We start from the raw sequence: 25889 nt of genomic DNA on the forward strand, positions 1-25889 counted from the left end.
TCGAGCCTCTTTTCCCACATTAGGCACGCAAGCTGTCACCAAGCTGTCGCCGCCCGACATGCAGGGAATCATGTCATAGCATTGATTTTACTAAATTTATTTGAAACGAACATGGCCACACGCGGTCCAAGCGACAAGGCGACCAGAAATCGCATCGCCTGCAACGACATCACGAGCGGCGTGTCGCTGTGCGTCGACACCGCGATGATCGCGATCGAATCGAGCCCGCCGGGACTGGTAGCGAGATAGGCTGTGACCGGATCGATGCCGAGTTGCCAGACCAGAAGGCCGCCCAGCCCGGCGCACATGGCGACCAGCACCAGCGAGGAAAGAATGATCCATGGCAGGCTGCGCGCCGCGCTGGCTACCACGTCGCGGCTGAACGTCAGGCCGATGCGCCAGCCGATGAAGGCGTAGGCGGCGGCGAGGAGCGGAGCCGGGGTTGCCAACGCCGCGCCCGACCACCAGTTCCACGCCGTGCCGATGACAATCGCGCTGATCATCGGCCCCGCCGGGATACGCAGTACCAGGCCGGCGACAACGCTCGCCAGCACGACCAGTAGGGTGACACCCAGCGCCGCGAGATCGAATCCTTGCCACAGCGCCACCGACCTGTCCGGAGCGGTATGGCCGTCGCCTACAAACACCAGCAGAACGGACGCCACAACGACGACGGTCAGGACGCGCATATAGGTAATAACCGCAACCAGACGCGCGTCGGCGCCATAGGCGTCGGCTAGAATCACCATCGGCGCCGCCCCGCCGGGGGCCGATCCCCAGATCGCGGCAGTGCCCGGCACCGCGCCCGACCGCATCAGGAGATAGCCGAGTACAAAACTCGCGGCAAAGACAGCGAAGGTCACGCCGACGAAGACGGGCCAGTCGTTCGCCAGCGTCGCCAGCAACCCCGGCTCGAAATAGCGCGCGATCAGACAGCCGATGACCGCCTGCGACGCGAGGAAGCAGGGGCGCGGCACGGTTACCGTCTTGCCTCGCATCGCAAGGACGATGCCGGCAAGCATCGGGCCGAGCAGCATGGCCGCCGGAACGGCAAGCAGTTCCAGCAATCCGGTCAGCGCGATCGAGAGTGCGAGCAGCGCGGCCCAGCGGGTCAGCGGAGGCCGCGGATATTGCTTCCCGGCCGCCTCGTCCGTGCCGTCATCCACCTGCAGCGACGAACGGGAACGCGCCGGTCAGGATCGCGGCGAAGAAAAAGACGACGCATGAGCCAAGCGCCCATTTGAGAGTGAAGCGCTGATGCTCGCCAAGCTCGATTCCGACGAAGCTCACGAGGAGGAAGGTCGAGGCGACGAGCGGGCTCAACAGATGCACCTGCTGCCCGACCAGCGAGGCGCGCCCCATCTCGACAGGACTGATGCCGTAATGCGTCCCCGTTTCGGCAAGGATGGGTACGATGCCGTAGTAAAAGGCGTCGTTGGAAATGAAGAAGGTAAAGGGCGCACTCAGCACGGCGGTGATCGGCGCCAGATAGGGACCCATGCTTTCCGGCACCGCGTGGGTCACCGTAGCGGCCATCGCATCGACCATTTGCGTCCCCGAAAGGATGCCGGTGAAGATGCCGGCGGCAAAGACCAGCCCGCCCACCGCGAGCGCGTTGCCCGCATGAGCCGACAACCGTTCGCGCTGTTCGTCGAGCGACGGGAAGTTGAGCATCATCGCGAGCGCAAAGGCGAGCATGAAGAGGACGGCTAGCGGCATGACGCCCATGACCAGCATTACCAGGAGCCCGAACGTGAGCGCGAGATTGAACCAGAAGAGCCGTGGACGCCGGGCCTCGACATGGCTTTCGACGTCGGCTGCGAGGATTTCGGATGCGGTCGCATCTTCGTCGATCGCATCGACCGGCAGCTTCGCCAGCCTGTCGCGTTCCTTCAGTCCGAAACGATAGGCGACGAACACAACCCAGGCCGCGGTCGCGATCATCGACGGGATCAGCGGCAGGAATATGTCGCTGACGTCGACATGGAGCGCGCTCGCAACCCGCGCCGTGGGGCCGCCCCACGGCAGCACATTCATCACCCCGCCCGCCATGATCACGACGCAGGCGAGCATCCGGACGTCCATTTTCATATGACGATAGACGGGCAGCATTGCCGCGGTGGTGATCATGTAGGTCGTCGCGCCGTCCCCATCGAGCGATACCATCAGCGCAAGCAGCGCGGAACCGATCATGATGCGGACGGGGTCGCCGTGTACGATGCGGACGATCGCACGGATTAACGGGTCGAAGACGCCGACATCGATCATCAGCCCGAAATAAAGGATCGCAAAGACCAGCATGACACCGGTCGGGGCGAGTTGCTTCACGCCGTTCATCATCATCGTGCCGAGGTCGGTCTGATAGGCCCCGAACAACAGAAATCCGACCAGCGCGAAAGAAACCGGCACGACAATCAGCGCGACAATGGCGGAAAGACGCTTGGTCATGATCAGCGTCATGAAGACGCTGACCATCGCGAAGGCGTAGAGAGACAACATGGTCCTGATCAGCCGAGTGGTGCCGCAGCCGGAGGCCGGACAAGGCCCCCCGCGCTTCGGCGGGCCGGCAAAGATGCCGGCATGTCCGCGCCTTGATGGATAGCCACAAATCCTCCCTCATTGCTGTTCCTGTTCCGGAACCTTGCACACCAACTAGCTCAGGGACCTTTCACCAAGCTGTCAGCGTCTGGCGGGAAAATAATCGTAAGCCGCAAACCGCGATCACCCGGACCGCCGTCGAGCCCGAGGTCAAGGCCGAGAGTCTCGGCGATCGAGTGGGCGATCGACAATCCCAATCCGCTGCCATCGTTCCCGGCGTGCGGGTTCAGCCGAATGAAGCGTTCAAAGACCTTTTCGCGATCTTCGGGCGGAATGCCGGGCCCGTCGTCCTCAACCCGGATCGCGGCGGGTCGCTCATCGACAATCACGCTGACCTGCCCGCCCGGCCGGTTATAGCGAATGGCATTGTCGACGATGTTGACGAGCATTTCCGTCGCCAGCGCCGTGTTGGTCCGGACCTCGACCGCGCGCTGCGGCGCGCCGAGATGCAGTCGAATCTGCCTTGCGCTCGCGACGGCCTCCTGCCCGCTCACGACATCGGCCGCTAACCGGCGAAGATCGGCCGGCTCAAGGATCACCCGTTCGGGATGTCCGCTATCAACGCGCGCCAGTGACAGCAGCTGGTTCAGCAAATGGCTGAGCCGGGCTCCTGCATCGTCGATATCTTCGATCGACCCTTTCGCTTCGGCGCTTCCCGGCTTCGCCCGCTTGAGGACCGCGACATGGGTGCGCAGGACCGACAGCGGTGTACGCATCTGGTGCGATGCATCGGCGGTAAACCGGCGAATGCCCGCAAATCCGCTGTCGAGCCGGGCGAGCATGGTGTTGAATGCACTGACCAGATCGCCGAGTTCGCCCGGAACGCCGGCAGCCGAAAGCGGGGTCAGGTCCTCCGCACCGCGTCGATCCATTTCGGCCTGCAAACGCTTCAGCGGAGCAAGGCCGCGACGCACGGCGATCGGCATCAGCATGGCTGCGGTAGCAATGAGCGCGAGCTCCAGCACCGCGAGCCCGACCAGCAGTCCACGCGCCATACGCTTGCGCGCATCGAGCGTTTCGGCGACCTGAACGACGATCGGCTCGCTGACCTGCGGCACGATCCGGGTAACCGCCACGATACGGACTTCATGTCCCAGGTATCGACTTTCGGCGAAAGTAAACTCCTCCTGCCGCGCCGGGTCGATCCGGATCTGGGGCAGGTCCGTATAGCCGGTCAGGATTTCGCGCCCCCGCCGGACGCTGTAATAGACATTGTCGCGCGCGTTATTCTCCAGCATTCCGAATACGGCAGGTGAAAGATCGAGGGTGATTTCGCCATCGTCGCTGCCCAGCGAGTCGGCTATGCCGCGTGATGCCGCGCTCAATATCCGGTCGTTAACGGCGCCGACCGTGCGGGTAATCGCAAAAGAACCGGCGACCCCGAGGACCAGCGCCAGCATCGCAACCGGCAGGACCAGCCATCCGAGCATCCGGCCCGTCAACGACCCTTCCCGCGGCCGGGCTGACTTCAACGCGGTTCGATCACATAGCCGAGGCCACGGATTGTCCGGATTGCAGGACCATCGGGCTCGAGCTTGCGGCGAAGGCGCGCGACATAAACCTCGATCGCGTTCGGTGACACGGGTTCATCGTAACCGAACACCTCCGCGCTCAACCTTTCCTTTGGCACGACCTTGCCCGTCTGCGCCGAGAGGCGTTCGAGGACGGCCCATTCGCGGCGCCGCAAATCGAGCGTCCGTCCGTCGACCGCCGCGATACGACGAGCAGGATCGATGGTCAGCCGGCCGATCGTCGTCAGCGGCGAGGCCTCGCCCGCCGCGCGGCGCAGCAGCGCGCGAACGCGAGCCTCGAGTTCGCCCGCATCGAAGGGCTTCAGCAAATAATCGTCGGCGCCATGGTCCAGCCCCGCGATGCGGTCCTCGATCGCATCGCGCGCGGTCAGGACCAGTACGGGAACCTTGGATTCGCCGCGCCGGATCGCATTCAGGACGTCGAGGCCGGAAATGTCCGGCAGTCCGATGTCGAGCACCACCAGCGCATAGGGTTCCTCGCGGACGACCATCATCGCGGTTTCGCCGTCCTCGGCAACATCGACCGAATGCCCCGCGCTCCTCAGCAGTGCGGAAACACCGCGCGCGAGGGGCGGATCATCTTCGACAAGCAATATCCTCGCCATCGCTTCAATCTGGCGAAACTCGGCATATTGGTCCACAGGAGATTTAAAGGGAGAGTGACGTGCGAAGGGGAAAGCCCCGATGAAATCACGCGGCATCGTCCGTTGCCTCGGGCTCTGGGTCGGAATTTTTGGGCTTTCGGGTGGCTGTTCCCCGGACACCGACTATGCCGCGCGGGTTCCCGCGGGCTACGACGTTTCTTACGCGAACCTTGTCGAGGACGGCACGAAGGAAGGCCGGCTTGTCATCTGGTCGACGACCGACCGGAAGGTCATGCGCGATCTCCTGTCTGCATTCGAACGCGCCTATCCCGGGATAACGACCGACTATCACGATCTGTCCGCCCGCGATGTCCGCGACCGGTTTCTGGACGAAGAAAAGGCCGGGCGCGGAAATCCCGACCTCCTCCTTTCGTCGTCGATGGACATGCAGATCAAGCTCGTGAACGACGGCTATGCCCAGTCCTATGACTCGCCCGAAAAGGGAAATCTGCCCGATTGGGCGAACTGGAAGAATCAAGCCTGGGGCGTTACCGCCGAACCGGTTGTCATGGTCTACAACAAGGCGCTGCTGTCGCCCGAGCGTGTCCCGCGCAACCATATGGACTTCGTCCGGTTGCTCGAACAGCGCGACACGGAATTGCAGGGACGTATCGCGACCTATGATCCCGCTTCATCGTCGGTCGGCTATCTCTGTCTGTCGCAGGACAATGCCACCAGCGGTCACGTCTGGCAGATGGCTCATGGCCTTGGCGCCAACCGGGCCCGTTTTTTTTCGACTAGCGAAGAGGTGATCAAGGATGTTTCGAGCGGACGGTCGGTGATCGGCTATAATGTCCTCGGATCCTATGCCTTGGACGAGGCGGCTCGCAATCCCGAGCTGGGGGTCGTGTTCCCCGCCGACTACACGCTGGTCATGTCGCGGATCGCCATGATCCCGACCACGTCCGGCCATCCCAACGCCGCGCGGTTGTTTCTGGATTTTCTGTTGTCCGCCAAGGGCCAGGTGCTGCTTACCCGCCATGCGATGCCCTCGGTGCGCAGCGACGTGGAGCGGCCGATGGAACTGCGCGGCACCACGGCACCGATGCGAGCAATACGCGTAGGTCCTGAACTGCTCATCGCGCAGGACAAGCTGACCCGTAACCGATTCATGAAACAGTGGAATCGCGAAATTGAGGCCGGCGCAGCATCAAGCAAGCAGATTGGTCCAACAGGGTGATAGCGGACAACCTCACGGAGCGCTTTGGGCGCATTCTACCACCGATCAATCGGCCTTCTTCTTAGCCTGTAGGCAATACTTGCCGAGGCGTGCGCCAAAGCGGAGCCGCTCGCCTCCGGTAGACTCGGGCAAATCGCCCCAACGTTCAAATAGCCACTTCCAGCGAATTATAATACTGGTGTCTCCGGGAACCCGGGACCACCTTTATTATAGCCCGGCCGGTGTCGGGTTGCAGGTTGTCATTTACGAAGTCGAGAATGCCGATGAGCGACCCATGACGGTGGCGTGGACCTCGCCGCGCTTTGCGCCGGAATGCGCCCTGCAACGACCATATTTGCCACGCGGACGTCGTTGGAATCGATCTCGGCTATGGTGGGGCAAGCGTGCATGGCATTCGCACACGAGCAACCGAATACAGCGGCTAGCAACAGGCGAAATGCTGGTCCTGACGTGACCCCTGTCTTTCATCCAGCTGCAACCAGAGACCGAGGGGTGTTGTCGCGCATAAGCGCAGGTGAAGCAACGGGCGGGGCTAGGCTGCTGAACCGTCTTCGGGGCGCTGCACTGCAATTCGGCCTACGGACGGGCATTTGGTCAACCACGGTGCGTCGAGGGCGGGAGCGCAAGGCACTCCCGCCCTCTCGGCTTGCCGTCAGAACTTCACGCGAGCGGTAAAGCGCGCGTTGATCGGCGCGCCGGGCGTGATGTTATTGTTGTTGTGCGCGTCGGAGAAGTAGCTCTCGTCGAGCAAATTCTCGACGTTGACCTGGAACTCGATCCGCTCGTTCGCCTTGAAGAACAGCGCGGCGTCCACGCGGGTAAAGGCGGGCAAGCGGGTGGTCGTTGCCGATGTCCGGATTGCCGCGAACTGGCTCGACTGATGGATCACGCCGATACCCGCGCCAACGCTGCTGTTGAAGTCATAGCGATTCCACAAGGCGAACTGGTGCTTCGGCACCTGCGCCAGCCGCACGAAACCGTTCCCGCGAAGCTGCGCATCCTGATAGGTATAGCCACCGCTCACTTGCCAATTGGGCGTGATCCGGCCGGTCAACGCCAGTTCGACGCCTTTGGTCCGCGTCTCGCCGACGTTGATCGTCGCGGTGACGTTGTTCGGATCGGGAGTCGTCGCATTGGTCCGATCGAGCTGGAACAGCGCGAGCGTGACATTGAGATCGGGCCGGATGTCCCACTTGGCGCCGACCTCATAATTGGTGAACCTTTCGGGTGCGAGATTCTGCTGCGTCGCCGACATCGTCAGGAACTGGTCGCCCGAGCGCGGCAGGAAGGACCGGCTGTAGCTGCCATAGACCGAGATATTGTCACGTGGCTTCAGGATCAGACCGACGCGCGGGGAAACCTTCTCGTCAGTGCGCGCGAAGGGTCGCGGCGTGCCGACCAGATCGGTGCCCTTGATCTCGAACCGGTCGTAGCGAAGGCCGACCACCAGATCGACATGCGCTCCAAAGCTGATCTGGTCCTGTGCATAGGCCGAGAAGAACTGCACGTCGGACTCGGTGTTCCGGGCGAGCGCGCCAAAGGTGACCGTCGGATAGACGATATTGGCGAGGTTGAGCGTGCTGCTCGATAGCGTTCCGTTCCGGCGCTGGTTGGTGGAATCCTGATCGCCATATTCGAGGCCGAGCAGGATCTTGTTGCCGATCGATCCGAAGTTCACGTCCCACACCAGATTGCTCTGCGCGATGAAGTTCTGCCGCGTCGTCGGATCGGTATAGCTGGACAGTGCGACGGTGCCCGTCTGGCCGGTGGCGGCGCCATTGGCGAAAACATTGGTGTAATATTTGTCATAGTCGCCATAGAGCAGTGTGGTCGACCAGTTCAGGTTTTCCGCGAGTTCGCCATCGAGCCGCGCCTTGACGATATGCGCCTCGAGTCCAGCGCGATTGACACCCGGGACGCCAATGAATGTGTCCCGATAGCCGGTGATCGGGCGGTTCGGCTGGCCCGCCGCAGTGGCGATCGAAGGTACACCGCGGTCGGTGACGCGATCGTCGTTCACATATTCGTACGAGAGGCCGAGCTGCCACTGCCCTAGGTTGACCGCGAAATAGGGATTGATCGCATAGCGCTCGCCCTCGAAGAAATCGCGGTGATTGTCGAGGCTCTCATAATTGGCGTTGAGGCGGAAAGCGGCATTGCCGCTGATCGGCGCATTGATGTCCGCCGTCACGTCCCACGCGCCGAAGGTGTTGACGCTCGCCGAGCCGCCGATCGCCAGCGCCTCTGCGGAAGGCGTCTTCTGCACGCGATTGATGATGCCGCCGCTGCCGCCGCGGCCGAAAATCAGCGCGAAGGGGCCCTTGAGGACCTCGATGCGCTCGATGTTGTACAGGCCGCGATAATATTGCACGTCGTCGCGCACGCCATCGAGGAAGAAGTCGGCGGTCGTATTCTGGCCGCGCAGGGTAATCTGGTCGCGGTTTCCTTCACCCTGGCCGATGGTGGTTCCCGGCACGTAGCGCAGGACGTCGGCGATGCTGTGCTGTGCCTGATCGTCCAGCCGCTCGCGCGTTACCACCGAGATGGTCTGCGGCACGTCGATGAGCGGCGTGTCGGTCTTGGTCGCAGTGACGGAGTTTTCCGCGAAATAGCCGTCGGCTTTGCCGGTGACGATGATCGTGCGGCTGTCGTCCGATTCGGCTTCGGCCGCCGTCGCGGCGGTTGGAAACGCAAGCAAGGCAGCCGACAATAGCAATTTGGATTTCATGAAATTCCCCCTGAGAGCAGCGATGATCGCGGGCCCCTACAGATAATGCGATTGATTTGCAATATTAAGCAGCAGTGAGGAAAATGTGGTGCGCTGATGGCTAAAAAAGGCGGCGGCGGACTACCCCGATCGTCATCGTCCAGGGGCAGGATTTCACGCTTTCATGATGGTAGAGGCTCCTAGGGGGCATCCCCTCACCGCGCTTCTGCTCGAGGAGATAGCCCCAGACTGCGACCGGCGAGCCGACGACGCTCTGACGTGCTCTCGGACATTTCGGCGAACTTCCCGTCAACAATTATCGACGTCGGCTTTCAAACGCTTGCAGGGTAAGTCAGAAAGGCAAGGATCAAGCGAAGGCAGCCGATCCTCCGGTCGGCGGGAGTGCTCAAATGGCTACTTCCAGGGAGTTATAACATAAGTGTCCCCGCGAAGGCCGGAATGACGAGCAAAGGAGGCGGGGTTTACAACCCGCCCGCAAAGCGGAAGCTGAAGCGATAGTCGTCCGGCTTCAACGTCACATTGGTCATCTTTTCGGGGCGCACCGATTCGAGCGTGAACTGGCCGTCGGCAAGCGGCACCGGCTCCCCAAGCGTCACCTCGAACGGCTGTTTCTCGCCATTGCCGCGGATCCAGACCATCTGCAACCGCACGCGGCCCGCCCAGATGCAGCGCGCGTTCATCGGGCAGCGGCTGTCTTCGAGCACTTTAACCGGCTGAACGATCGGGCCATCGACCCTCGCGCGCTGGCCGAGCGCGACGTCGCTGCCGTCGCGCAGCGGGGTCTGCTGGCCGGTGGCGGCGCAGGCGGAAAGGGCGAAAGCGGCGATGAGGGCCGGGGCGGCGAGGCGAGCTGTGTTCTGCATTTGCCCGTCTCTGGCCGCGTCGCTATGAACGCGCCATGAAACCATCCGCTTGCCAGCTTTACCTCATCTCGCCGCTCGATGTCGGGGGCGATTTTCCCGCGAAACTCGAAGAAGCGCTTGCCGCCGGGCCAGTCGCAGCGTTCCAGTTTCGCGTCAAGGGACTCGACCAGCACGAGGCCGCCCGGCTCGCCGCGCCGCTGCAGGCGATCTGCGCCGCGCAGGATGTTGCGTTCATCGTGAACGACGATGTGGCGCTCGCCAAGCGGCTGAACGCCGACGGCGTGCATCTGGGGCAGGGGGACGGCGATCCGCGCGACGCGCGCCGCGAGCTTGGCGCCAACGCACAGATCGGGGTGACCTGCCACGACAGCCGCCACCTTGCGATGGAAGCGGGCGAGGCCGGGGCGGATTATGTCGCATTCGGGGCCTTCTTCCCGACGTCCACAAAGGACGTCGAGCACCGCCCCGAATCCGAAATTCTCACCTGGTGGCAGGGACTTTTCGAGTTGCCCTGTGTGGCGATCGGCGGGATTACGGTGGAGAATGCGAAGACGCTGATCGACGCGGGCGCCGATTTCCTCGCGGTGTCGAACGGCGTCTGGGGGCATCCCGACGGGCCGGCCGCCGCGGTCCGCGCGTTCGACAAGCTGATGGCGGGGTGAAGGGAGCGGGCGCCCGCCTCCTCTGCGCGGCGGCGCTTTTCGCCGCCACCGTCGCGGCTTCCGGATCGGACGTCCTCATCATTCCCGTTGAAGGCTTGCAGCCTTCCGATCTCGTCGACAGCTGGGGCAAAAGCCGCGGCGAAGGCCGCATTCACCGCGCGATCGACATTCAGGCGCCGCTCGGGACGCCGGTGCTGGCCGCAATGGACGGACGGATCGAAAAGCTTTTCACCTCGAGACGCGGCGGGCTCACCATTTACCAGCGCGCCGCCGATGGCCGCCTGATCCTCTATTATGCTCATCTGCAGGCCTATCGGCGCGGACTCGCCGAGGGGCAGGGCGTCGAGCGGGGCCAGGTGATCGCGACCGTCGGCGCGAGCGGCAACGCCGATCCGGCCTTTCCGCACCTGCATTTCCAGATGATGGCGACCGTGCCCGGCAGCGGCTGGCAGGACGGCGAGCCGGTCAATCCCTATCCGTTGCTCACCGGAAGGGCGGCGCTGCCTTAAGCCAGCGGGTTATCCTTGCCGCCCGGCTGCGTCGGTTTGTTATCGACGCGCGCCGGCGCGCCGTCCTTGCGCCACCCGAACAGCCCGGCGCAGGGCGCGGCTCGTTTGGCGAGCTTGCGTGCGCCAGGAGAGGGTGACGGTTGGTTGGGAAGATCGATACTCATCATGCCGGTCTTATGAATCGTGCGGGGACGGCGGGATTGGATCGATACGTCAAATCGGCTTCGGTTCGTCGGCTTTTTTGCTTGCTAAGGCCCCGCGCGCCCGCAACAGGTCGCATCTGACACAGCAGGACGACGAACATGAGCCGCGATGGGACAGCAATGCGCGAACTGACGCTAAGGGCGATTCTGCTGGGCGGCGTGCTGACGCTGATGTTCACCGCAGCGAACGTCTATCTGGGGCTGAAAGTCGGCCTGACCTTCGCCACCTCCATCCCCGCGGCCGTGATCTCGATGGCGCTGCTGCGCTTCATGTCGGGGTCGACGATCCTCGAGAACAACATCGTCCAAACGATCGCGAGCGCCGCGGGCACGCTGGCCGCGATCATCTTCGTGCTGCCGGGACTGATCATGGTCGGTTACTGGCAGGGTTTCCCGATGATCGAGACGACCGCCATCACGATGCTCGGCGGCATCCTCGGCGTGCTTTTCTCAGTCCCGCTGCGCCGCGCGCTCGTGGTCGAGGCCGATCTGCCCTATCCCGAAGGCCGCGCGGCGGCGGAGGTGTTGCACGTCGGCGCAGCCAGCGCCGAGGGCGCGGCGGAGAACAAGGCGGGGCTATCCGCGCTTCTGTGGAACAGCCTGGTCGCCGCAGGCTTTACTCTGCTCACTCAGATGAAGCTCGCCGCGGCCGAAGTCGCGCACTGGTTCAAGGCGGGCGCCGGCGCGACGGGTATCGCGGGCGGACTCAGCTTTGCGTTGTTCGGGGTCGGCCATCTTGTCGGCCTGTCGGTCGGTCTCGCGCAGCTTGTCGGCATGGTCACCGGCTGGTGGATCCTGCTGCCGATCCTGACGCAAGGCGCGACCGGTCCCGATGTCGAGACGATCGCGAACACCGTATTCCGCGCCGACGTCCGCTTCTTCGGCGCCGGTGTGATCGCGGTCGCGGCGATCTGGACGCTGCTCAAGATCGCCGGGCCCGTGATCGGCGGCATCCGGTCGGCGATGGCGGCGAGCAAGGCGCGCCATGCCGGCGAGGCGCTCGCGGTCGGCGAGCAGGATATTCCGATCGGCTGGGTGTTCGGCGGTTCGCTGCTGACGCTGGTGCCGATCGCGTGGCTGCTCTGGTCCGTGCTCGCGGGCGGTCCGCTCGCGGGTTCGGCGGCGATTCTCGTCTCGGGCGCCCTCATATTCGTCGTCGTGATCGGCCTGATGATCGCGTCGGTCACCGGCTATATGGCGGGCCTGATCGGCGCGTCGAACTCGCCCGTCTCCGGCATCGGCATCCTCGCGATCATCGCCTCGTCGCTGTTGCTCGTCGGGCTGCTCGGGCGCGGCGGCGGCGAGGAGGCGAGCGCGGCGATGGTCGCCTATGCGCTGATCGTCACGGGCGTGGTCTTCGGCATCGCAACGATCTCGAACGACAATCTGCAGGATCTGAAGACCGGGCAGCTGGTCGGTGCGACCCCTTGGAAGCAGCAGGTCGCGCTGATCATCGGCGTCTTCTTCGGCTCGCTCGTCGTGCCGCCGGTGCTCAACGTCCTCAACGAGACGCTGGGCTTCGTCGGGGTGCCGGGGGCGGGGCCGAATGCGCTGGCGGCGCCGCAGGCCGGGCTGATCTCGTCGCTTGCGAAGGGGGTGCTTGGCGGCGACCTCAACTGGACGATGCTGGGCTATGGCGTGCTTGCAGGCATCGGCTTCATTATCGTCGACGAACTGCTCGGCCGCGCGCGCAAGCTGCGCCTGCCGCCGCTGGCGATCGGGATCGGCATCTATCTGCCGATGGCGGTGATTCTGCCCGTCGTGATCGGCGCGATCGGCGGCTGGTTCTACGACCGCTGGGCCCGGCGCCGCGCCAACCTCGAATTCGCCCACCGCATGGGGGTGCTGACCGCCACGGGGATGATCGTCGGCGAGAGCCTGTTCGGCGTTTTCTATGCCGGCCTCGTCTATGCGACCGACAGCGATGCGCCGCTCGCGGTGGTCGGCGACGGTTTCCATGTGCCGTCGATCTTCGTCGGCCTGGGCCTGTTCGTCGCCCTCGTCGCGCTGAGCTATGCGCGGACGCGCAAGGCCGTCGCGACGACCGCCTGACGCACGCACCGCTTGCCCTTCGCCGCGCACGCGGCTAAGGGCGCGCTCCTGTGACCGGCGCATCGCGATGCGCTGGCGGCTCTTTCCATCCTTGAACTAGCGAGTGTGCGCGATGAAAATCACCGGCGTTGAAATCCGTCCCGGCAATATTATCGAATATGAAGGTGGCATCTGGAAGGTCACCAAGATCCAGCACACCCAGCCGGGCAAGGGCGGCGCCTATATGCAGGTCGAAGCCAAGAACCTCATCGACGGGCGCAAGCTCAACAACCGCTTCCGCAGCGCGGATACGGTCGAAAAAGTCCGCCTCGACACCAAGGACTTCCAGTTCCTCTACGCCGAGGGCGATGACCTGGTGTTCATGGACAAGGACACGTTCGAGCAGATCAACATCTCCAAGGATGTCGTCGGCGAAGCGCATGAATTCCTGCAGGACGGCATGGACGTCGTGCTCGAGCTTTGGGAAGAGCGCCCGATCTCGGTTGAACTGCCCGAAACGATCGAAGCGACGATCGTCGAGGCGGACGCCGTGGTGAAGGGCCAGACGGCCTCGTCGTCTTACAAGCCCGCGATCCTCGACAATGGCGTCCGCGTCATGGTGCCGCCGCACATCACCAGCGGAACGAAGATCGTCGTGCATGTGTACGATCGCGAATATGTTCGCCGCGCCGACTAAGTAGGTATCGCCGCCCGCATTTCGGGCGGGTGGAGATTTTGACATGGCCATTTCCGGCATCATCACCGTCATGGAACGCGCCGCGCGCAAGGCCGGCACGAAGCTGCGCCGCGACTTCGGCGAGATCGAGCATCTGCAGGTCTCGCAAAAGGGGCCTGCGGACTTCGTCTCGAAAGCCGATCAGGCCGCCGAGCGCACGCTTTATGACGAGCTGACCCACGCGCGCCCGGGCTGGGGCTTCCTGATGGAAGAGGCCGGCGAGATCGAGGGCGAGCCGGGCAAGCCGCGCTTCATCATCGACCCGCTCGACGGCACGTCGAACTTCCTCCACGCGATCCCGCAATTCGCGATCTCGATCGCGGTGCAGGAACCGAAGCTCGGCGGCGGCTGGGGCGAGGTGACCGCGGGGCTGATCTATCAGCCCGTCACCGACGAAAGCTATTGGGCCGAGCGTGGCCGTGGCGCGTGGCTGCACGACCGGCGCCTGCGCGTCGCATCGCGCCGCCACCTCAACGAATGCCTGATCGCGACCGGCATCCCCTTCATGGGCCATGGCGACATGGCGCAGTGGAGCCGCATCTTCGGCGCGGTCGCGCCCGAAGTCGCCGGCATCCGCCGCTTCGGCGCCGCCAGCCTCGACCTCGCATGGGTCGCCGCGGGCCGTTTCGACGGGTTCTGGGAAAGCCATCTCAACATTTGGGACGTCGCCGCCGGCATGCTGCTGGTGCGCGAGGCGGGCGGCTTCGTCAGCGACTTCCGCGGCGGCGACCGCGCGATCGAACGCAGCGAGTTCATCGCAGGCAGCGGCGCGGTGCATTCGAAGCTGCAAAAGCTGGTCGCGGGCGCGCTGCGCAACGCCTGATCCGGCTATTCCTTCATTGCGGTCTCAGGCGCCTTGGTGTTCTTGCCGGAATCTGGCTTGTCAGGATCGGGCGTCGCGAAGACGAACTCGTCGAACATCTGAAATATGTCGAGCCAGAGGCCGAAGGTGTCTTTGAACCAGGCCGCCGACACGCCCCCTTGCGCCATATTGACGTCCATCTCGATCACGGGGTCAAGGTCGGTGTCGACATAACCGCGGCCGAAGCGATATTTCCGGTTCCATTCGTTCATGCGCTCGGGCGGGAAGGGGCGCTTAAGCGTGAAGGCGCCGACGAACTGGATCGACAGGCACTCGCCCATTCGAACCCCGTCGTCGCAGTCGTAAAGATACACGCGGAACGGGCGCTCGTCGCGCTCGGACTGGATAAAGGGCAGCCCCTCGTTGTCGACTTTGATCTCGACCGGGAATTTGTCGGCGCGCATGATCGCTGCGATTTGTTCGACGCTGGCCTTTACCGCTATGTCTGCTGCCGGGGTGGCAACCCGATCGGCGGCGAGAGCCGGCACGGTGGCGAGCCCGAGCGCAAGCGCGAGGGTCATGCTGCCGAAGCGCGGCCATATATGCGTCATCGGGGTCGCCATCACTTTTCGAAAATAAACTCGCGATAGCTGTCCATCAGCGCGGCCCAGGTGTTCAGTGTCTCGCCGAGATTCTCGCGCGGGATGCCCGCGAAATCGACGTCGACGTCCATTTCGAGCACCGGGTCGCCGCTGTCGTCGCGATAGGCGCGGGCGAAGCGCTTTTGGCGGTTCCAGTCGTTGAGCCGGTCGAGCGTCGTGTCCTTCGCGTCGTTGAAGCCCATATAATATTGCAGCGTCTTGCAGTCCTTATGGTCGGTGCAGTTCATGAACAGGACCAGGAATTTGAGCCCGTTCCGGTTGCTTTCCAGATAGGGATCTTCGCCCGCCTTGGTGATCAGCGTTGCGGGCCAGCCCTGCGACTCGACGATCGCCTTGATCGTCGCCGGATTCTTTGCATTGACCAGTTCGGCCTGCGCCGGCGTCGCCGCCCCGGCGCCGATCGCGGCGATGACCAGCGCCGCGCCGAGTGAAATTCGTTTCATGGCCTTCCCCCTTTGCCGTATCCCGGCGAAAACTGTCCCGATGCCGACCCCGATGCATCGGATAACACAGGCTTAGCGGCTGTCGCCAGCGGCCTTTGTGCTTTTGGTCACTGCGGTAACGAATTTCCTGTCCGCAGCGCTTGCGAGGCGCGGCTTGCTGGCCTAAAGCGCGCCCAACAACGGGTGGTAAACGCCTTAAAACAGACTGCGAGCTCCCATGGTCGATCTGACGCAATATTTGCCGATCCTGATCTTTCTGGCCGTCGCCGTCGGCTTGTCCGCGGCGTTCGTGTTCCTGCCGATGGGCGTCGCGCGCCTGACCGGGGCGCACAAGCCCGATCCGGCGAAGCTGACCGAATATGAGTGCGGCTTCCCCGCCTTCGAGGACGCCCGCAGCCAGTTCGACGTGCGTTTCTATCTCGTCGCCATCCTCTTCATCATCTTCGACCTCGAAGCGGCGTTCCTCTTTCCTTGGGCGGTCAGCCTCAAGGAAATCGGCTGGGCCGGCTGGGCCACCATGATGATCTTTCTTGCCGAACTCGCGATCGGCCTTGTGTACGCGTGGAAAAAAGGCGCGTTGGATTGGGAATGAGCAACTCCAGCATCATCATGCCCGGCCAGATGCCGGCCGCCAGCCCTGTCGCTCCGGGAACCAATCCCGATCAGGCATTCTTCGACGATCTCAACAGCGAAGTCGGCGACAAGGGCTTTCTTGTCACCTCGACCGAGGATCTGTTCAACTGGGCGCGCACCGGCTCGCTGTGGTGGATGACCTTCGGCCTCGCGTGCTGCGCGGTCGAGATGATCCACGTCAACATGCCGCGCTATGACATGGAGCGCTTCGGCGTCGCGCCGCGCGCCAGCCCGCGCCAGTCCGACGTAATGATCGTCGCGGGTACGCTCTGCAACAAGATGGCTCCGGCGCTGCGCCGCGTGTACGACCAGATGTCGAACCCCAAATATGTCATCTCGATGGGCAGCTGCGCCAATGGCGGCGGCTATTATCACTACAGCTACAGCGTCGTGCGCGGCTGCGACCGCATCGTGCCCGTGGACATCTACGTCCCCGGCTGCCCGCCGACCGCCGAAGCCCTGCTCTATGGCGTGATGCAGCTGCAGCGGAAGATCCGCCGCACTGGGACGATCGAACGATGAGCGACGTAGTATTTTGTCCGTTCGCATCGAGCGCAGTCGAGATGCCCCTCATGCCAGCGCGGCGTCTCGACTGCGCTCGACGCGAACGGGGTATGAAATAATGGCCAGCCCCGCTCCCCTGATCGCGCCGCGCGACGGCATCGGCGCTGCGCTGCAGAAGCTGCTCGGCGATGACCTGATCGAGCATGTGTTCGCCGTCGGCGAGGACAGCATCACCGTGCGCCGCGAGGCGGTTGCGGGGGTGATGATCGCACTCCGCGACAATCTCGACTATCAGCAACTCGTCGAAATCGCCGGGGTCGACTATCCCGAACGCGCGGAGCGCTTCGAGGTCGTCTATCATCTGCTCAGCGTCACGAAGAACCACCGCCTGCGTGTTCGCGTCAGCACCGACGAAGCGACGCCGGTGCCCAGCATCGTACCCGTTTGGCCCGTCGCGGGCTGGCTCGAGCGCGAGGTGTTCGACATGTACGGCGTGCTGTTCGCGGGCAATCCCGACCTCCGCCGGATCTTGACCGATTACGGTTTCCAGGGGCATCCGCAGCGCAAGGATTTCCCGCTGACCGGCTATACCGAACTGCGTTACAGCGAAGAGGACAAGCGCGTTGTTTATGAGCCGGTGAAGCTGGCGCAGGACTTCCGCAACTTCGACTTCCTCTCGCCTTGGGAAGGCGCCGACTATGTGTTGCCGGGCGACGAGAAGGCCGGCGGCACCGGCGAAGCGCCGGGCAAGGGCGCGCCGACGCCGCTGACCGCGGCAGAGGTCAAGAAGGCCGATGAGGCCGCCAAGGCCCCGCCGCCGCCGACGCCGAAGACCACCGAAAAGCCCGAGCAGACCGGCGCGGGCGCGAAGGCGAACATCAAGGCCGCCAAGACCAGCCGCGATGGCGCCAAGGCGACCACAGCCGCCAAGGCCAAGACGCCGGCGACCAAAAAGGCAGAAAAAGCGCCCGCGAAAGCCCGCGCGCCGCGCAAGCCCAAGACGGGAGGTGACGCATGACCGACTCTCCTCAGGTCAAGCACCACGGCAGCGACATGTTCGAAGGCTATCCGGTCGACACCGCGGACACCGCGGGCGATCAGGCGGTCACCAACTACACGATCAACTTCGGCCCGCAGCACCCCGCGGCGCACGGCGTGCTGCGCATGGTGATGGAACTCGACGGCGAGATCATCGAGCGCGTCGATCCGCACGTCGGGCTGCTCCACCGCGGCACCGAAAAGCTGATCGAGTACAAGACCTATCTGCAGGCGCTGCCCTATTTCGACCGGCTCGACTATTGCTCGCCGCTGGGCATGGAGCACAGCTATGTGCTCGCGATCGAGAAATTGCTCGATCTCGAGGTGCCAGACCGCGCGCAGTATCTGCGCACGATGTTCGCCGAGCTGACGCGCATCTGCAACCACATGCTCAACATCGGGTCGCACGTCATGGACGTCGGTGCGATGACGCCGAACCTCTGGATCTTCGAGCTGCGCGAGGATTGCCTCAACTTCTTCGAACGCGCCTCGGGCGCGCGGATGCACTCGGCCTATTTCCGTCCGGGCGGCGTCCATCAGGACGTCCCCGAAAAGCTGCTCTACGACATCGGGCAGTGGTGCGAGACGCGCCTGCCGAAGCTGTTCGGCGACGCGATGAGCCTGGTCATCGACAACCGCATCTTCAAGCAGCGCAACGTCGACATCGCGACGGTGGGCAAGGAAGACGCGCTGGCGTGGGGCTTCTCGGGCCCGATGATCCGCGGCAGCGGCATTCCGTGGGATCTGCGCAAAGCGCAGCCCTATGACGCCTATGCCAAGATGGACTTCGACATTCCCGTCGGCACGCGCGGCGACTGCTACGACCGCTTCATGGTCCGCGTGCAGGAAGTCTATCAGTCGCAGCGCATCATCCTGCAGTGCATCAATGCGATGCCGACGGGGCCGATCGCGAGCCTCGATCGCAAGGTCGTGCCGCCGAAGCGCGGCGAGATGAAGCAGTCGATGGAATCGCTGATCCATCACTTCAAGCTCTATACCGAGGGCTTCCACGTCCCCGCAGGCGAAGTCTATGTGGCGACCGAGAGCCCCAAGGGCGAATTCGGCGTCTATCTGGTCAGCGACGGCACCAACAAGCCGTACCGCTGCAAGATCCGCCCGACGGCGTTCAGCCACCTCCAGGCGATGGATTTCATGTGCAAGGGGCACATGCTCGCCGACACTACCGCAATCATCGGCGCCATCGACGTCGTGTTTGGGGAGTGCGACCGGTGATGACTTTCTATTTCAACCGTCATGCTGAACTTGTTTCAGCATCCATGGCCTGCGCTCTCCTTTTGCGCGGCGCTTATGGGAAGGGCGGACCATGGACCCTGAAACAAGTTCAGGGTGACGAGGTTATAAATGGCTGACGCACCCCAAATCCCCGATGAAGCCGAGGTCCGCGCGCGCTGGGGCGCGTTTGCCTGGACCGCCGAAAATGCCGAGAAGGCGAAGGCCGTCATCGCGCGCTATCCCGCGGGTCGCCAGCGCTCGGCGGTGATGCCGCTGCTCGATCTCGCCCAGCGCCAGGTCGGGGCCGAGACCGAGACGCAGGGCTGGCTGCCCGTGCCGGTGATCGAATATGTCGCGGCTGAGCTCGATATGCCGTTCATGCGCGCCTATGAGGTCGCGTCCTTCTATACGATGTACAATCTGGCGCCGGTCGGCCGCTATCATGTGCAGGTGTGCGGCACGACGCCCTGCCTGCTGCGCGGGTCGGACGATGTCATGGCCGCGTGCAAGAACCGCGGGATGACCAAAGGCAAGACCACTCCCGACGGCCTGTTCACCCTGACCGAGGTCGAGTGCATGGGCACCTGCACCAACGCGCCGATGGTCCAGATCAACGACGATAATTACGAGGACCTCGACTATGACGCGATGGTCCGCATCCTCGACGATCTCGCCGCGGGCAAGCAGCCGAAGACCGGTCCCCAGAATCCGAAGCGTCACACGAGCGAGCCCGAGGGCGGCCCGACGACGCTGAAGGAAATGGTCAAGGCCAACCATGATTATCGGAAGGAATGGTGATGGCGGTCTGGATCGCATTGGGCGCCGCCTTCATGGGGCTCGCCGTCGTGTTTTTTGCTACATATGCCGCGCGTCAGGGTGGCAAAGGGAAGGGTGAGTAACCATGCTCGCCGACAAGGATCGCATCTTCACCAATCTCTACGGCTTCCAGCCGTGGAACCTCAAATCCGCGCAGGCGCGGGGCGATTGGGACAACACCAAGGACCTGATGAAGCGCGGCCAGGACGCGATCATCGAGGAGATCAAGGCGTCGGGCCTGCGCGGCCGCGGGGGCGCGGGTTTCCCGACCGGCCTCAAATGGTCGTTCATGCCCAAGGAACCGCGCGCCGACCGCCCGAGCTTCCTCGTCATCAACGCCGACGAATCGGAGCCGGGTTCGTGCAAGGACCGCGAAATCATCCGCCACGATCCGCACAAGCTGATCGAAGGCGCGCTGATCGCTGGCTATGCGATGCGCGCGCGCGCTGCCTATATCTATATCCGCGGCGAATTCATCCGCGAGGCCGAAACGCTCTTCGCCGCGGTGCAGGAGGCGTATGACGCCGGCCTGCTCGGCAAGAATGCGGCCAAGTCGGGCTATGATTTCGACGTCTTCGTCCACCGCGGCGCCGGCGCATATATCTGCGGCGAAGAAACCGCGATGATCGAAAGCCTCGAGGGCAAGAAGGGCCAGCCGCGCCTGAAACCGCCGTTCCCGGCGGGTGCGGGCCTCTACGGCTGCCCGACGACGGTCAACAATGTCGAAAGCATTGCGGTCGTCCCGACGATCCTGCGCCGCGGCGCGACCTGGTTTGCGTCCTTCGGGCGCGAGAACAACAAGGGCACCAAGCTCTTCCAGATCTCGGGCCATGTCGAGCGCCCGTGCGTCGTCGAGGAAGAGATGGGCATTCCCTTCCGCGACCTGATCGACAAGCATTGCGGCGGCATCCGCGGCGGCTGGGACAATCTGCTTGCGGTGATCCCTGGCGGTTCGTCGGTGCCGCTCGTTCCCGCGGCGGAGATCATGGACGCGCCGATGGACTTCGACGGGCTGAAGGCCGTCGGATCGGGCCTCGGCACCGCGGCCGCGATCGTGATGGACAAGTCGACCGACGTCGTTCAGGCGATCAGCCGCATCAGCTATTTCTACAAGCATGAAAGCTGCGGCCAGTGCACGCCCTGCCGCGAAGGCACCGGCTGGATGTGGCGCGTGATGGAACGCCTGCGCACCGGCGACGCCGACATCAGCGAGATCGACACCCTGTACGACGTGACCAAGCAGGTCGAAGGCCACACCATCTGCGCGCTCGGCGACGCCGCCGCATGGCCGATCCAGGGCCTGATCAAGCATTTCCGCCCCGAAATCGAACGTCGCATTCGCGAGAATGGCGGCGCGCTGGAGGCGGCGGAGTGACGGACATCGCCGCTCATATATCGCGACCGGTTGTCAAAGTGGGAGCTACGCAATGATCACGCTTGCACTCGCTCTTCTTGCCGCCGCACAGGCGCCTGAAGCACCGCCACAGGTCGACAACACGCCAACCCCTTGGCCCGAACGCGATCGAGGTTTCGGCCCCGGCATTGATCGCGTCGAAGCTTCCGATTCCGAGGCCCGTCAGACTTTGGCGCGGTACGCCGTGTGCGTTGCCGCCAAGAGTCCCGACAAGGTCGCTGACCTGCTCACTCAGGATTTCCGCGAGACCTCTTATGGCAACGGCCTGCGGAATCTTGTCCGCGCCAACGAAGGCTGCGCGCGCCAGGTCGGTTCACGCGGCGAGCGGCTCAAGGGGCAGAATTTGCCCTTCGCTGCCGCGCTCGCCGAAGCGATGATGGCGCGCGAAGCGGCGCCGCTGAAGATGCGCCTCGCCAAGGCCGCCACAGGCAAGGAAGCGCCGACGTTTGCGCCGTCGGACAAGGTTGCGATGTGCGTCGCGCGCTCGACGCCCGACGAGGTGGCAGCACTGTTCGCGACCCAAGTCGGATCGGACAACGAGGAGCAGGCTGCGGCGAAATTGCTGCCCGTCGTCAAGCTCTGTGCGCAGGACCTGAAGCTCGAAACGAGCGTTGCAGGCCTCCGCTCGATTGTCGCCACCGCAAGTTTCCGCCTGCTAGCGGTCCAGGAAAGCTGATATGCCTAAAGTAACCGTAGATGGCGTAGAACTCGACGTTCCGCAGGGCGCGACCGTTCTGCAGGCGTGCGAGCTGGCGGGGAAGGAAATCCCGCGCTTCTGTTACCACGAACGCCTGTCGATCGCCGGCAATTGCCGCATGTGTCTTGTCGAGGTCGCGCCCGGGCCGCCGAAGCCGCAGGCGTCGTGCGCGCTGCCGACCGCCGAGGGCCAGATCATCAAGACCGACAGCCCGATGGTGAAGAAGGCGCGCGAAGGGGTGATGGAGTTCCTGCTCATCAACCACCCGCTCGACTGCCCGATCTGCGACCAGGGCGGCGAATGCGACTTGCAGGACCAGAGCATCGCCTATGGTCGCGGCGCGACGCGCTACGACGAGAACAAGCGCGCGGTCACCGAGAAATATATGGGCCCCATCGTCAAGACGGTGATGACCCGCTGCATCCAGTGCACGCGCTGCGTCCGCTTCGCGGAGGAAGTCGCGGGCGTCGAAGATATCGGCGCGATCTATCGCGGCGAGAATATGCAGATCACCTCCTATCTCGAACATGCGGTTGCGAGCGAGCTGTCGGGCAATATCGTCGACCTGTGCCCGGTCGGCGCGCTGACCAGCAAGCCCTATGCGTTCGAAGCGCGGCCATGGGAGCTGACCAAGACGCTGGGCATCGACATGATGGACGCGGTCGGCACCAACGTCCGCATCGACAGCCGCGGCCGTCAGGTGCTGCGCGTGCTGCCGCGCGTCAACGACGATGTGAACGAGGAATGGGCGAGCGACAAGACGCGCCATCATGTCGACGGCCTGATCCGTCGCCGCCTCGACCGTCCTTATGTGCGCAAGGGCGGCCAGCTGGTCGAAGCCACATGGAGCGAAGCGTTCGACGCGATCAAGGCCGCGAAGGCGGGCAAGTCGGTCGCCGCGATCGCGGGCGACCTCGTCGATTGCGAAACGATGTTCGCCGCGAAGGCGCTGGTGAACGCGCTCGGCTCGGACCTGCTCGAAGGACGTCAGACCGGCCTCGACTATGATGTGTCCAGCCTGTCGGCGGTCAATTTCAACACCACCATCGCCGAGGCCGAGAACGCCGACGTGATTCTGCTGATCGGCACGAACCTGCGCTGGGAAGCGCCGCTGATCAACACGCGCATCCGCAAGGCGGCGTGGAAGAAGGGCGCCAAGGTTTTCGCCATCGGGCCCGAGAAGGATCAGACCTACAAGGTGAGCTGGCTCGGCGACGATGCGTCGCTGGTCGCGAAGCTGCCCGCGGCGGCGCTCGATGCGCTGAAGGGCGCCGAACGCCCGCTCATCATCCTCGGCGGCGGCGGACTTGCCGTTCCCGGCGTGCACGGCGCGGCGCTCGCGCTCGCCAAGGCGGTGAATGCCGTGAAGGACGCCACTTCGACAGGCTCAGGACAGGGCTGGAACGGCTTCAGCGTCGTCCACATGGCGGCGAGCCGCATGGGCGGGCTGATGCTCGGCTATGCGCAGCCGGGCGGCATCAAGGATATCGTTGCGGCCAAGCCCAAGCTCGCTTTCTTCCTCGGCGCCGACGAGGTCGATTTCACCGCCTTCGACAAGACGCTGAAAGTCTATGTCGGCCATCATGGCGACAAGGGCGCGCACGCGGCCGATGTCATCCTGCCCGCCGCGGCGTGGACCGAAAAGGACTTCACGACGGTCAACACCGAGGGCCGCGTCCAGCGCAGCGAAAAAGCGGTGTTCGCGCCCGGCGACGCGCGCGAGGACTGGAGCATTTTCCGCGCGCTCGCCGATGCGCTCGGCGTATCGGTCGGATTCGACAGCTTCGACCAGTGCCGCGCAGAGATGATCGCGGCGGTGCCCGCGCTCGGCAGCGAAGGCCTGGCCGGCTACGGCTGGTCGGCGCCCAAGCTCGACGCCAAGCCGGCGAAGGGGCCGATCCCGTCGCCGATCAAGGATTTCTATCTCACCAACGCCATCTGCCGCGCGTCGCCGACGATGCAGCGCTGCTCGGAAGAGCTGATCCATGGCGCACACTTTGCGGAGGCCGCGGAATGAGCGCGTATCTCCCCGAATGGGTGCAGCGTAGTCCGCGTTACTTCTACGCGGCGGCGGTATTCCTGTTTTTCGCCTACTTCGCGATCGGCGTTTACGAGATCAGGAATCTCACCATGACCTATGGTCAGAATGAAGCGGTGCAGCTTGCCATGCTTCGCGTTCTGCTCGATGCACTGCGTGAGGCGATCTACGCGGTGGGCACGGGCGTCCTAGTCCATATTGCGTTGGCAATTTGGGCGAGCAAACAGCAATCGAAGATTTCGGAGGCCGCGGAATGATCCCGGTACATGCCATCGCCAGCGTGCTGCTGGCCGGGATGAGCTACGCCGTGTGGCGCGGCTTCAATCCGAAGAGCAAATCGGATAAGCCCGGCCCGCATAACGGCTGGCGCAATCAGGATGGGGCCGGGCGATGACCGAGACCTTCATCTCCTGGGGCATGGACCCGAATTGGGCGTGGGGCGTCGCGACGATCGCGGGCATCCTGCTCATCGCGCTGCCGCTGATGCTTAGCGTCGCGATGATCATCTATGCCGACCGCAAGATCTGGGCGGCGATCGCGCTGCGCCGCGGCCCGAACGTCGTCGGTCCCTTCGGCCTGCTCCAGAGCTTCGCCGACGGCCTGAAGGTGTTCCTGCAGGAAACGATCATCCCGAGCTCGGCCAATCGCGGCCTGTTCCTGATCGCGCCGATCATCACCTTCACCGTCGCGCTGATGGCGTGGGCGGTGATCCCGTTCAATTCGGGCGCGATCCTCGCCGACATCAACGTCGGGCTGCTCTACATCCTCGCGATCTCGTCGCTCGGTGTGTACGGCGTGATCCTGTCGGGCTGGTCGTCGAACTCCAAATATCCCTTCTTCTCGGCCATGCGCGCCTCGGCGCAGATGATCAGCTATGAAGTCTCCATCGGCTTCATCCTGATCGGCGTCGTGCTGTTCGCCGACAGCTTCAACATGAACGAGATCGTCAAGGCGCAGATCGGGCACGGCCTCGGTGTCGTGAACGCCTTCGGCTTCAACCTGCTGCTCTTCCCGCTCGCGGTGATGTTCCTGATCTCGTCGCTCGCCGAAACCGCGCGCGCGCCGTTCGACCTGACCGAGGCCGAAAGCGAACTCGTCGCGGGCTATCAGACCGAATATTCGTCGATGAGCTTCGCGCTCTTCTGGCTCGGCGAATATGCCAACGTGCTGCTGATGTGCGCGCTGAACGCGATCCTCTTCTGGGGCGGCTGGCTGCCCCCGGTCGACTGGGCGCCGCTCTATGCCGTCCCCGGCATCATCTGGCTGTTCGCGAAGATACTCTTCTTCTTCTTCGTCTTCAGCTGGGTGAAGGCGACCGTCCCGCGCTATCGCTATGACCAGCTGATGCGGCTGGGCTGGAAGGTCTTCCTGCCGATCTCGCTCTTCTGGGTCTTCCTGATCTCCGGCTATCTGATGCTGACGAGGTATTCATGAGTTACGTCGCCCATCTCGTCAAAAGCTTCACCTTGTGGGAGTTTGTGAAGGCGCACGCCCTCACGCTCAAATATTTCTTCAAGCCGAAGGCGACGATCAACTATCCGTTCGAGAAGAACCCGCTCAGCCCGCGCTTCCGCGGTGAACATGCGCTGCGTCGCTATCCGAACGGCGAGGAACGCTGCATCGCGTGCAAACTGTGCGAAGCGGTGTGCCCGGCGCAGGCGATCACGATCGAGGCCGAGCCGCGCGACGACGGCTCGCGCCGCACGACGCGCTACGACATCGACATGACCAAGTGCATCTATTGCGGCTTCTGTCAGGAAGCGTGCCCGGTCGATGCGATCGTCGAGGGGCCGAACTTCGAATTCGCGACCGAAACGCGCGAAGAACTGCTGTATGACAAGGCCAAGCTGCTCGCCAATGGCGACAAATGGGAACGCGCGATCGCGGCGAATCTTGCCGCCGACGCGCCCTATCGATAAGGGC

The 25889-nt window shown here is 63.8% G+C and carries 27 protein-coding genes; 18 read left to right on the forward strand and 9 right to left on the reverse strand.

Annotated elements, in window-relative coordinates; all coding sequences use genetic code 11:
* Nucleotides 1-68 precede the first annotated feature (68 nt).
* The 4 genes from ATE67_RS04665 to ATE67_RS04680 form a co-directional block, all read right to left on the reverse strand.
* Nucleotides 69-1166, reverse strand: a complete 1098-nt coding sequence (locus ATE67_RS04665) for an AbrB family transcriptional regulator (protein WP_058815465.1) — start codon at nt 1164-1166, stop codon at nt 69-71.
* Nucleotides 1159-2499, reverse strand: coding sequence for a CitMHS family transporter (locus ATE67_RS04670; protein ID WP_058815466.1), 1341 nt, complete (start codon nt 2497-2499; stop codon nt 1159-1161). The genes ATE67_RS04665 and ATE67_RS04670 overlap by 8 nt, the downstream gene beginning before the upstream one ends.
* 158 nt (nt 2500-2657) lie before the next feature.
* On the reverse strand, nt 2658-4040 hold the full coding sequence (locus ATE67_RS04675) for a sensor histidine kinase (RefSeq protein ID WP_137889389.1): 1383 nt from the start codon (nt 4038-4040) through the stop codon (nt 2658-2660).
* A gap of 26 nt (nt 4041-4066) precedes the next feature.
* Nucleotides 4067-4735: a response regulator transcription factor gene (locus ATE67_RS04680; protein WP_058815843.1), complete on the reverse strand. Its 669-nt coding sequence runs from the start codon at nt 4733-4735 to the stop codon at nt 4067-4069.
* A 79-nt stretch (nt 4736-4814) separates the two neighbouring features.
* On the opposite strand from ATE67_RS04680, the gene ATE67_RS04685 reads away from it, so the two are divergent.
* A complete protein-coding gene (locus ATE67_RS04685) occupies nt 4815-5954 on the forward strand; it encodes an ABC transporter substrate-binding protein (protein ID WP_058815468.1) in 1140 nt (379 codons plus the stop codon).
* Nucleotides 5955-6606: 652 nt separating this feature from the next.
* Here ATE67_RS04685 and ATE67_RS04690 read toward each other — a convergent pair.
* A complete protein-coding gene (locus ATE67_RS04690; protein ID WP_058815469.1) occupies nt 6607-8682 on the reverse strand; it encodes a TonB-dependent receptor in 2076 nt (691 codons plus the stop codon).
* 461 nt (nt 8683-9143) lie between these two features.
* Nucleotides 9144-9545 (reverse strand): hypothetical protein, encoded by a 402-nt coding sequence (locus tag ATE67_RS04695; protein ID WP_231728049.1) that lies wholly within the window; start codon nt 9543-9545, stop codon nt 9144-9146.
* Nucleotides 9546-9580: 35 nt separating this feature from the next.
* On the opposite strand from ATE67_RS04695, the gene thiE reads away from it, so the two are divergent.
* On the forward strand, nt 9581-10207 hold the full coding sequence (thiE, locus tag ATE67_RS04700; RefSeq protein WP_058815470.1) for a thiamine phosphate synthase: 627 nt from the start codon (nt 9581-9583) through the stop codon (nt 10205-10207).
* Nucleotides 10204-10716, forward strand: a complete 513-nt coding sequence (locus ATE67_RS04705; protein WP_058815471.1) for a M23 family metallopeptidase — start codon at nt 10204-10206, stop codon at nt 10714-10716. Before thiE ends, ATE67_RS04705 begins: the two co-directional genes overlap by 4 nt.
* Here the strand turns inward: ATE67_RS04705 and ATE67_RS21315 are convergent.
* Complete coding sequence (locus ATE67_RS21315) at nt 10713-10883, reverse strand: hypothetical protein (protein WP_156416909.1); 171 nt, start codon at nt 10881-10883, stop codon at nt 10713-10715. The genes ATE67_RS04705 and ATE67_RS21315 overlap by 4 nt on opposite strands.
* 135 nt (nt 10884-11018) lie before the next feature.
* On the opposite strand from ATE67_RS21315, the gene ATE67_RS04710 reads away from it, so the two are divergent.
* The 3 genes from ATE67_RS04710 to ATE67_RS04720 all read left to right on the forward strand — a co-directional run bounded on the left by ATE67_RS04710 (nt 11019) and on the right by ATE67_RS04720 (nt 14509).
* On the forward strand, nt 11019-12971 hold the full coding sequence (locus tag ATE67_RS04710) for an OPT family oligopeptide transporter (protein ID WP_058815472.1): 1953 nt from the start codon (nt 11019-11021) through the stop codon (nt 12969-12971).
* A 112-nt stretch (nt 12972-13083) separates the two neighbouring features.
* Complete coding sequence (gene efp / locus ATE67_RS04715; protein ID WP_058815473.1) at nt 13084-13647, forward strand: elongation factor P; 564 nt, start codon at nt 13084-13086, stop codon at nt 13645-13647.
* 43 nt (nt 13648-13690) lie between these two features.
* Nucleotides 13691-14509: an inositol monophosphatase family protein gene (locus ATE67_RS04720; protein WP_058815474.1), complete on the forward strand. Its 819-nt coding sequence runs from the start codon at nt 13691-13693 to the stop codon at nt 14507-14509.
* Nucleotides 14510-14514: 5 nt separating this feature from the next.
* Here the strand turns inward: ATE67_RS04720 and ATE67_RS04725 are convergent, their stop codons facing one another.
* A complete protein-coding gene (locus tag ATE67_RS04725) occupies nt 14515-15099 on the reverse strand; it encodes a YbjN domain-containing protein (protein ID WP_197411882.1) in 585 nt (194 codons plus the stop codon).
* Nucleotides 15100-15110: 11 nt separating this feature from the next.
* Nucleotides 15111-15593: a YbjN domain-containing protein gene (locus ATE67_RS04730; RefSeq protein ID WP_058815476.1), complete on the reverse strand. Its 483-nt coding sequence runs from the start codon at nt 15591-15593 to the stop codon at nt 15111-15113.
* Nucleotides 15594-15810: 217 nt separating this feature from the next.
* Here ATE67_RS04730 and ATE67_RS04735 point away from each other — a divergent pair, with 217 nt between their 5' ends.
* The 12 genes from ATE67_RS04735 (at nt 15811) to nuoI (ending at nt 25885) form a co-directional block, all read left to right on the forward strand.
* Entirely contained in the window at nt 15811-16185 is a 375-nt protein-coding gene (locus ATE67_RS04735) for an NADH-quinone oxidoreductase subunit A (RefSeq protein WP_058815477.1), read from the forward strand.
* A gap of 17 nt (nt 16186-16202) precedes the next feature.
* Nucleotides 16203-16748: a NuoB/complex I 20 kDa subunit family protein gene (locus ATE67_RS04740; protein WP_443028734.1), complete on the forward strand. Its 546-nt coding sequence runs from the start codon at nt 16203-16205 to the stop codon at nt 16746-16748.
* A gap of 100 nt (nt 16749-16848) precedes the next feature.
* Complete coding sequence (locus ATE67_RS04745; RefSeq protein ID WP_058815478.1) at nt 16849-17748, forward strand: NADH-quinone oxidoreductase subunit C; 900 nt, start codon at nt 16849-16851, stop codon at nt 17746-17748.
* A gap of 35 nt (nt 17749-17783) precedes the next feature.
* A complete protein-coding gene (locus tag ATE67_RS04750) occupies nt 17784-19001 on the forward strand; it encodes an NADH-quinone oxidoreductase subunit D (RefSeq protein ID WP_197411885.1) in 1218 nt (405 codons plus the stop codon).
* 129 nt (nt 19002-19130) lie between these two features.
* Nucleotides 19131-19799, forward strand: a complete 669-nt coding sequence (locus ATE67_RS04755; protein WP_058815480.1) for a complex I 24 kDa subunit family protein — start codon at nt 19131-19133, stop codon at nt 19797-19799.
* Nucleotides 19800-19902: 103 nt separating this feature from the next.
* A complete protein-coding gene (gene nuoF, locus ATE67_RS04760; RefSeq protein ID WP_058815481.1) occupies nt 19903-21192 on the forward strand; it encodes an NADH-quinone oxidoreductase subunit NuoF in 1290 nt (429 codons plus the stop codon).
* A gap of 52 nt (nt 21193-21244) precedes the next feature.
* Nucleotides 21245-21907, forward strand: coding sequence for a hypothetical protein (locus ATE67_RS04765; protein ID WP_058815482.1), 663 nt, complete (start codon nt 21245-21247; stop codon nt 21905-21907).
* 1 nt (nt 21908) lies between these two features.
* Nucleotides 21909-23945, forward strand: coding sequence for an NADH-quinone oxidoreductase subunit NuoG (gene nuoG / locus ATE67_RS04770; RefSeq protein WP_058815483.1), 2037 nt, complete (start codon nt 21909-21911; stop codon nt 23943-23945).
* Entirely contained in the window at nt 23942-24223 is a 282-nt protein-coding gene (locus ATE67_RS04775) for a hypothetical protein (RefSeq protein WP_058815484.1), read from the forward strand. Before nuoG ends, ATE67_RS04775 begins: the two co-directional genes overlap by 4 nt.
* Complete coding sequence (locus ATE67_RS21320) at nt 24220-24360, forward strand: hypothetical protein (protein ID WP_156416910.1); 141 nt, start codon at nt 24220-24222, stop codon at nt 24358-24360. The genes ATE67_RS04775 and ATE67_RS21320 overlap by 4 nt, the downstream gene beginning before the upstream one ends.
* Nucleotides 24357-25400 (forward strand): NADH-quinone oxidoreductase subunit NuoH, encoded by a 1044-nt coding sequence (gene nuoH, locus ATE67_RS04780; RefSeq protein WP_058815485.1) that lies wholly within the window; start codon nt 24357-24359, stop codon nt 25398-25400. The genes ATE67_RS21320 and nuoH overlap by 4 nt, the downstream gene beginning before the upstream one ends.
* Complete coding sequence (gene nuoI / locus ATE67_RS04785) at nt 25397-25885, forward strand: NADH-quinone oxidoreductase subunit NuoI (RefSeq protein ID WP_058815486.1); 489 nt, start codon at nt 25397-25399, stop codon at nt 25883-25885. Before nuoH ends, nuoI begins: the two co-directional genes overlap by 4 nt.
* Nucleotides 25886-25889: the final 4 nt, after the last annotated feature.

The organism is Sphingopyxis sp. H050 (assembly GCF_001468265.1).
In the GTDB taxonomy this organism is placed as follows: Bacteria; Pseudomonadota; Alphaproteobacteria; order Sphingomonadales; family Sphingomonadaceae; genus Sphingopyxis.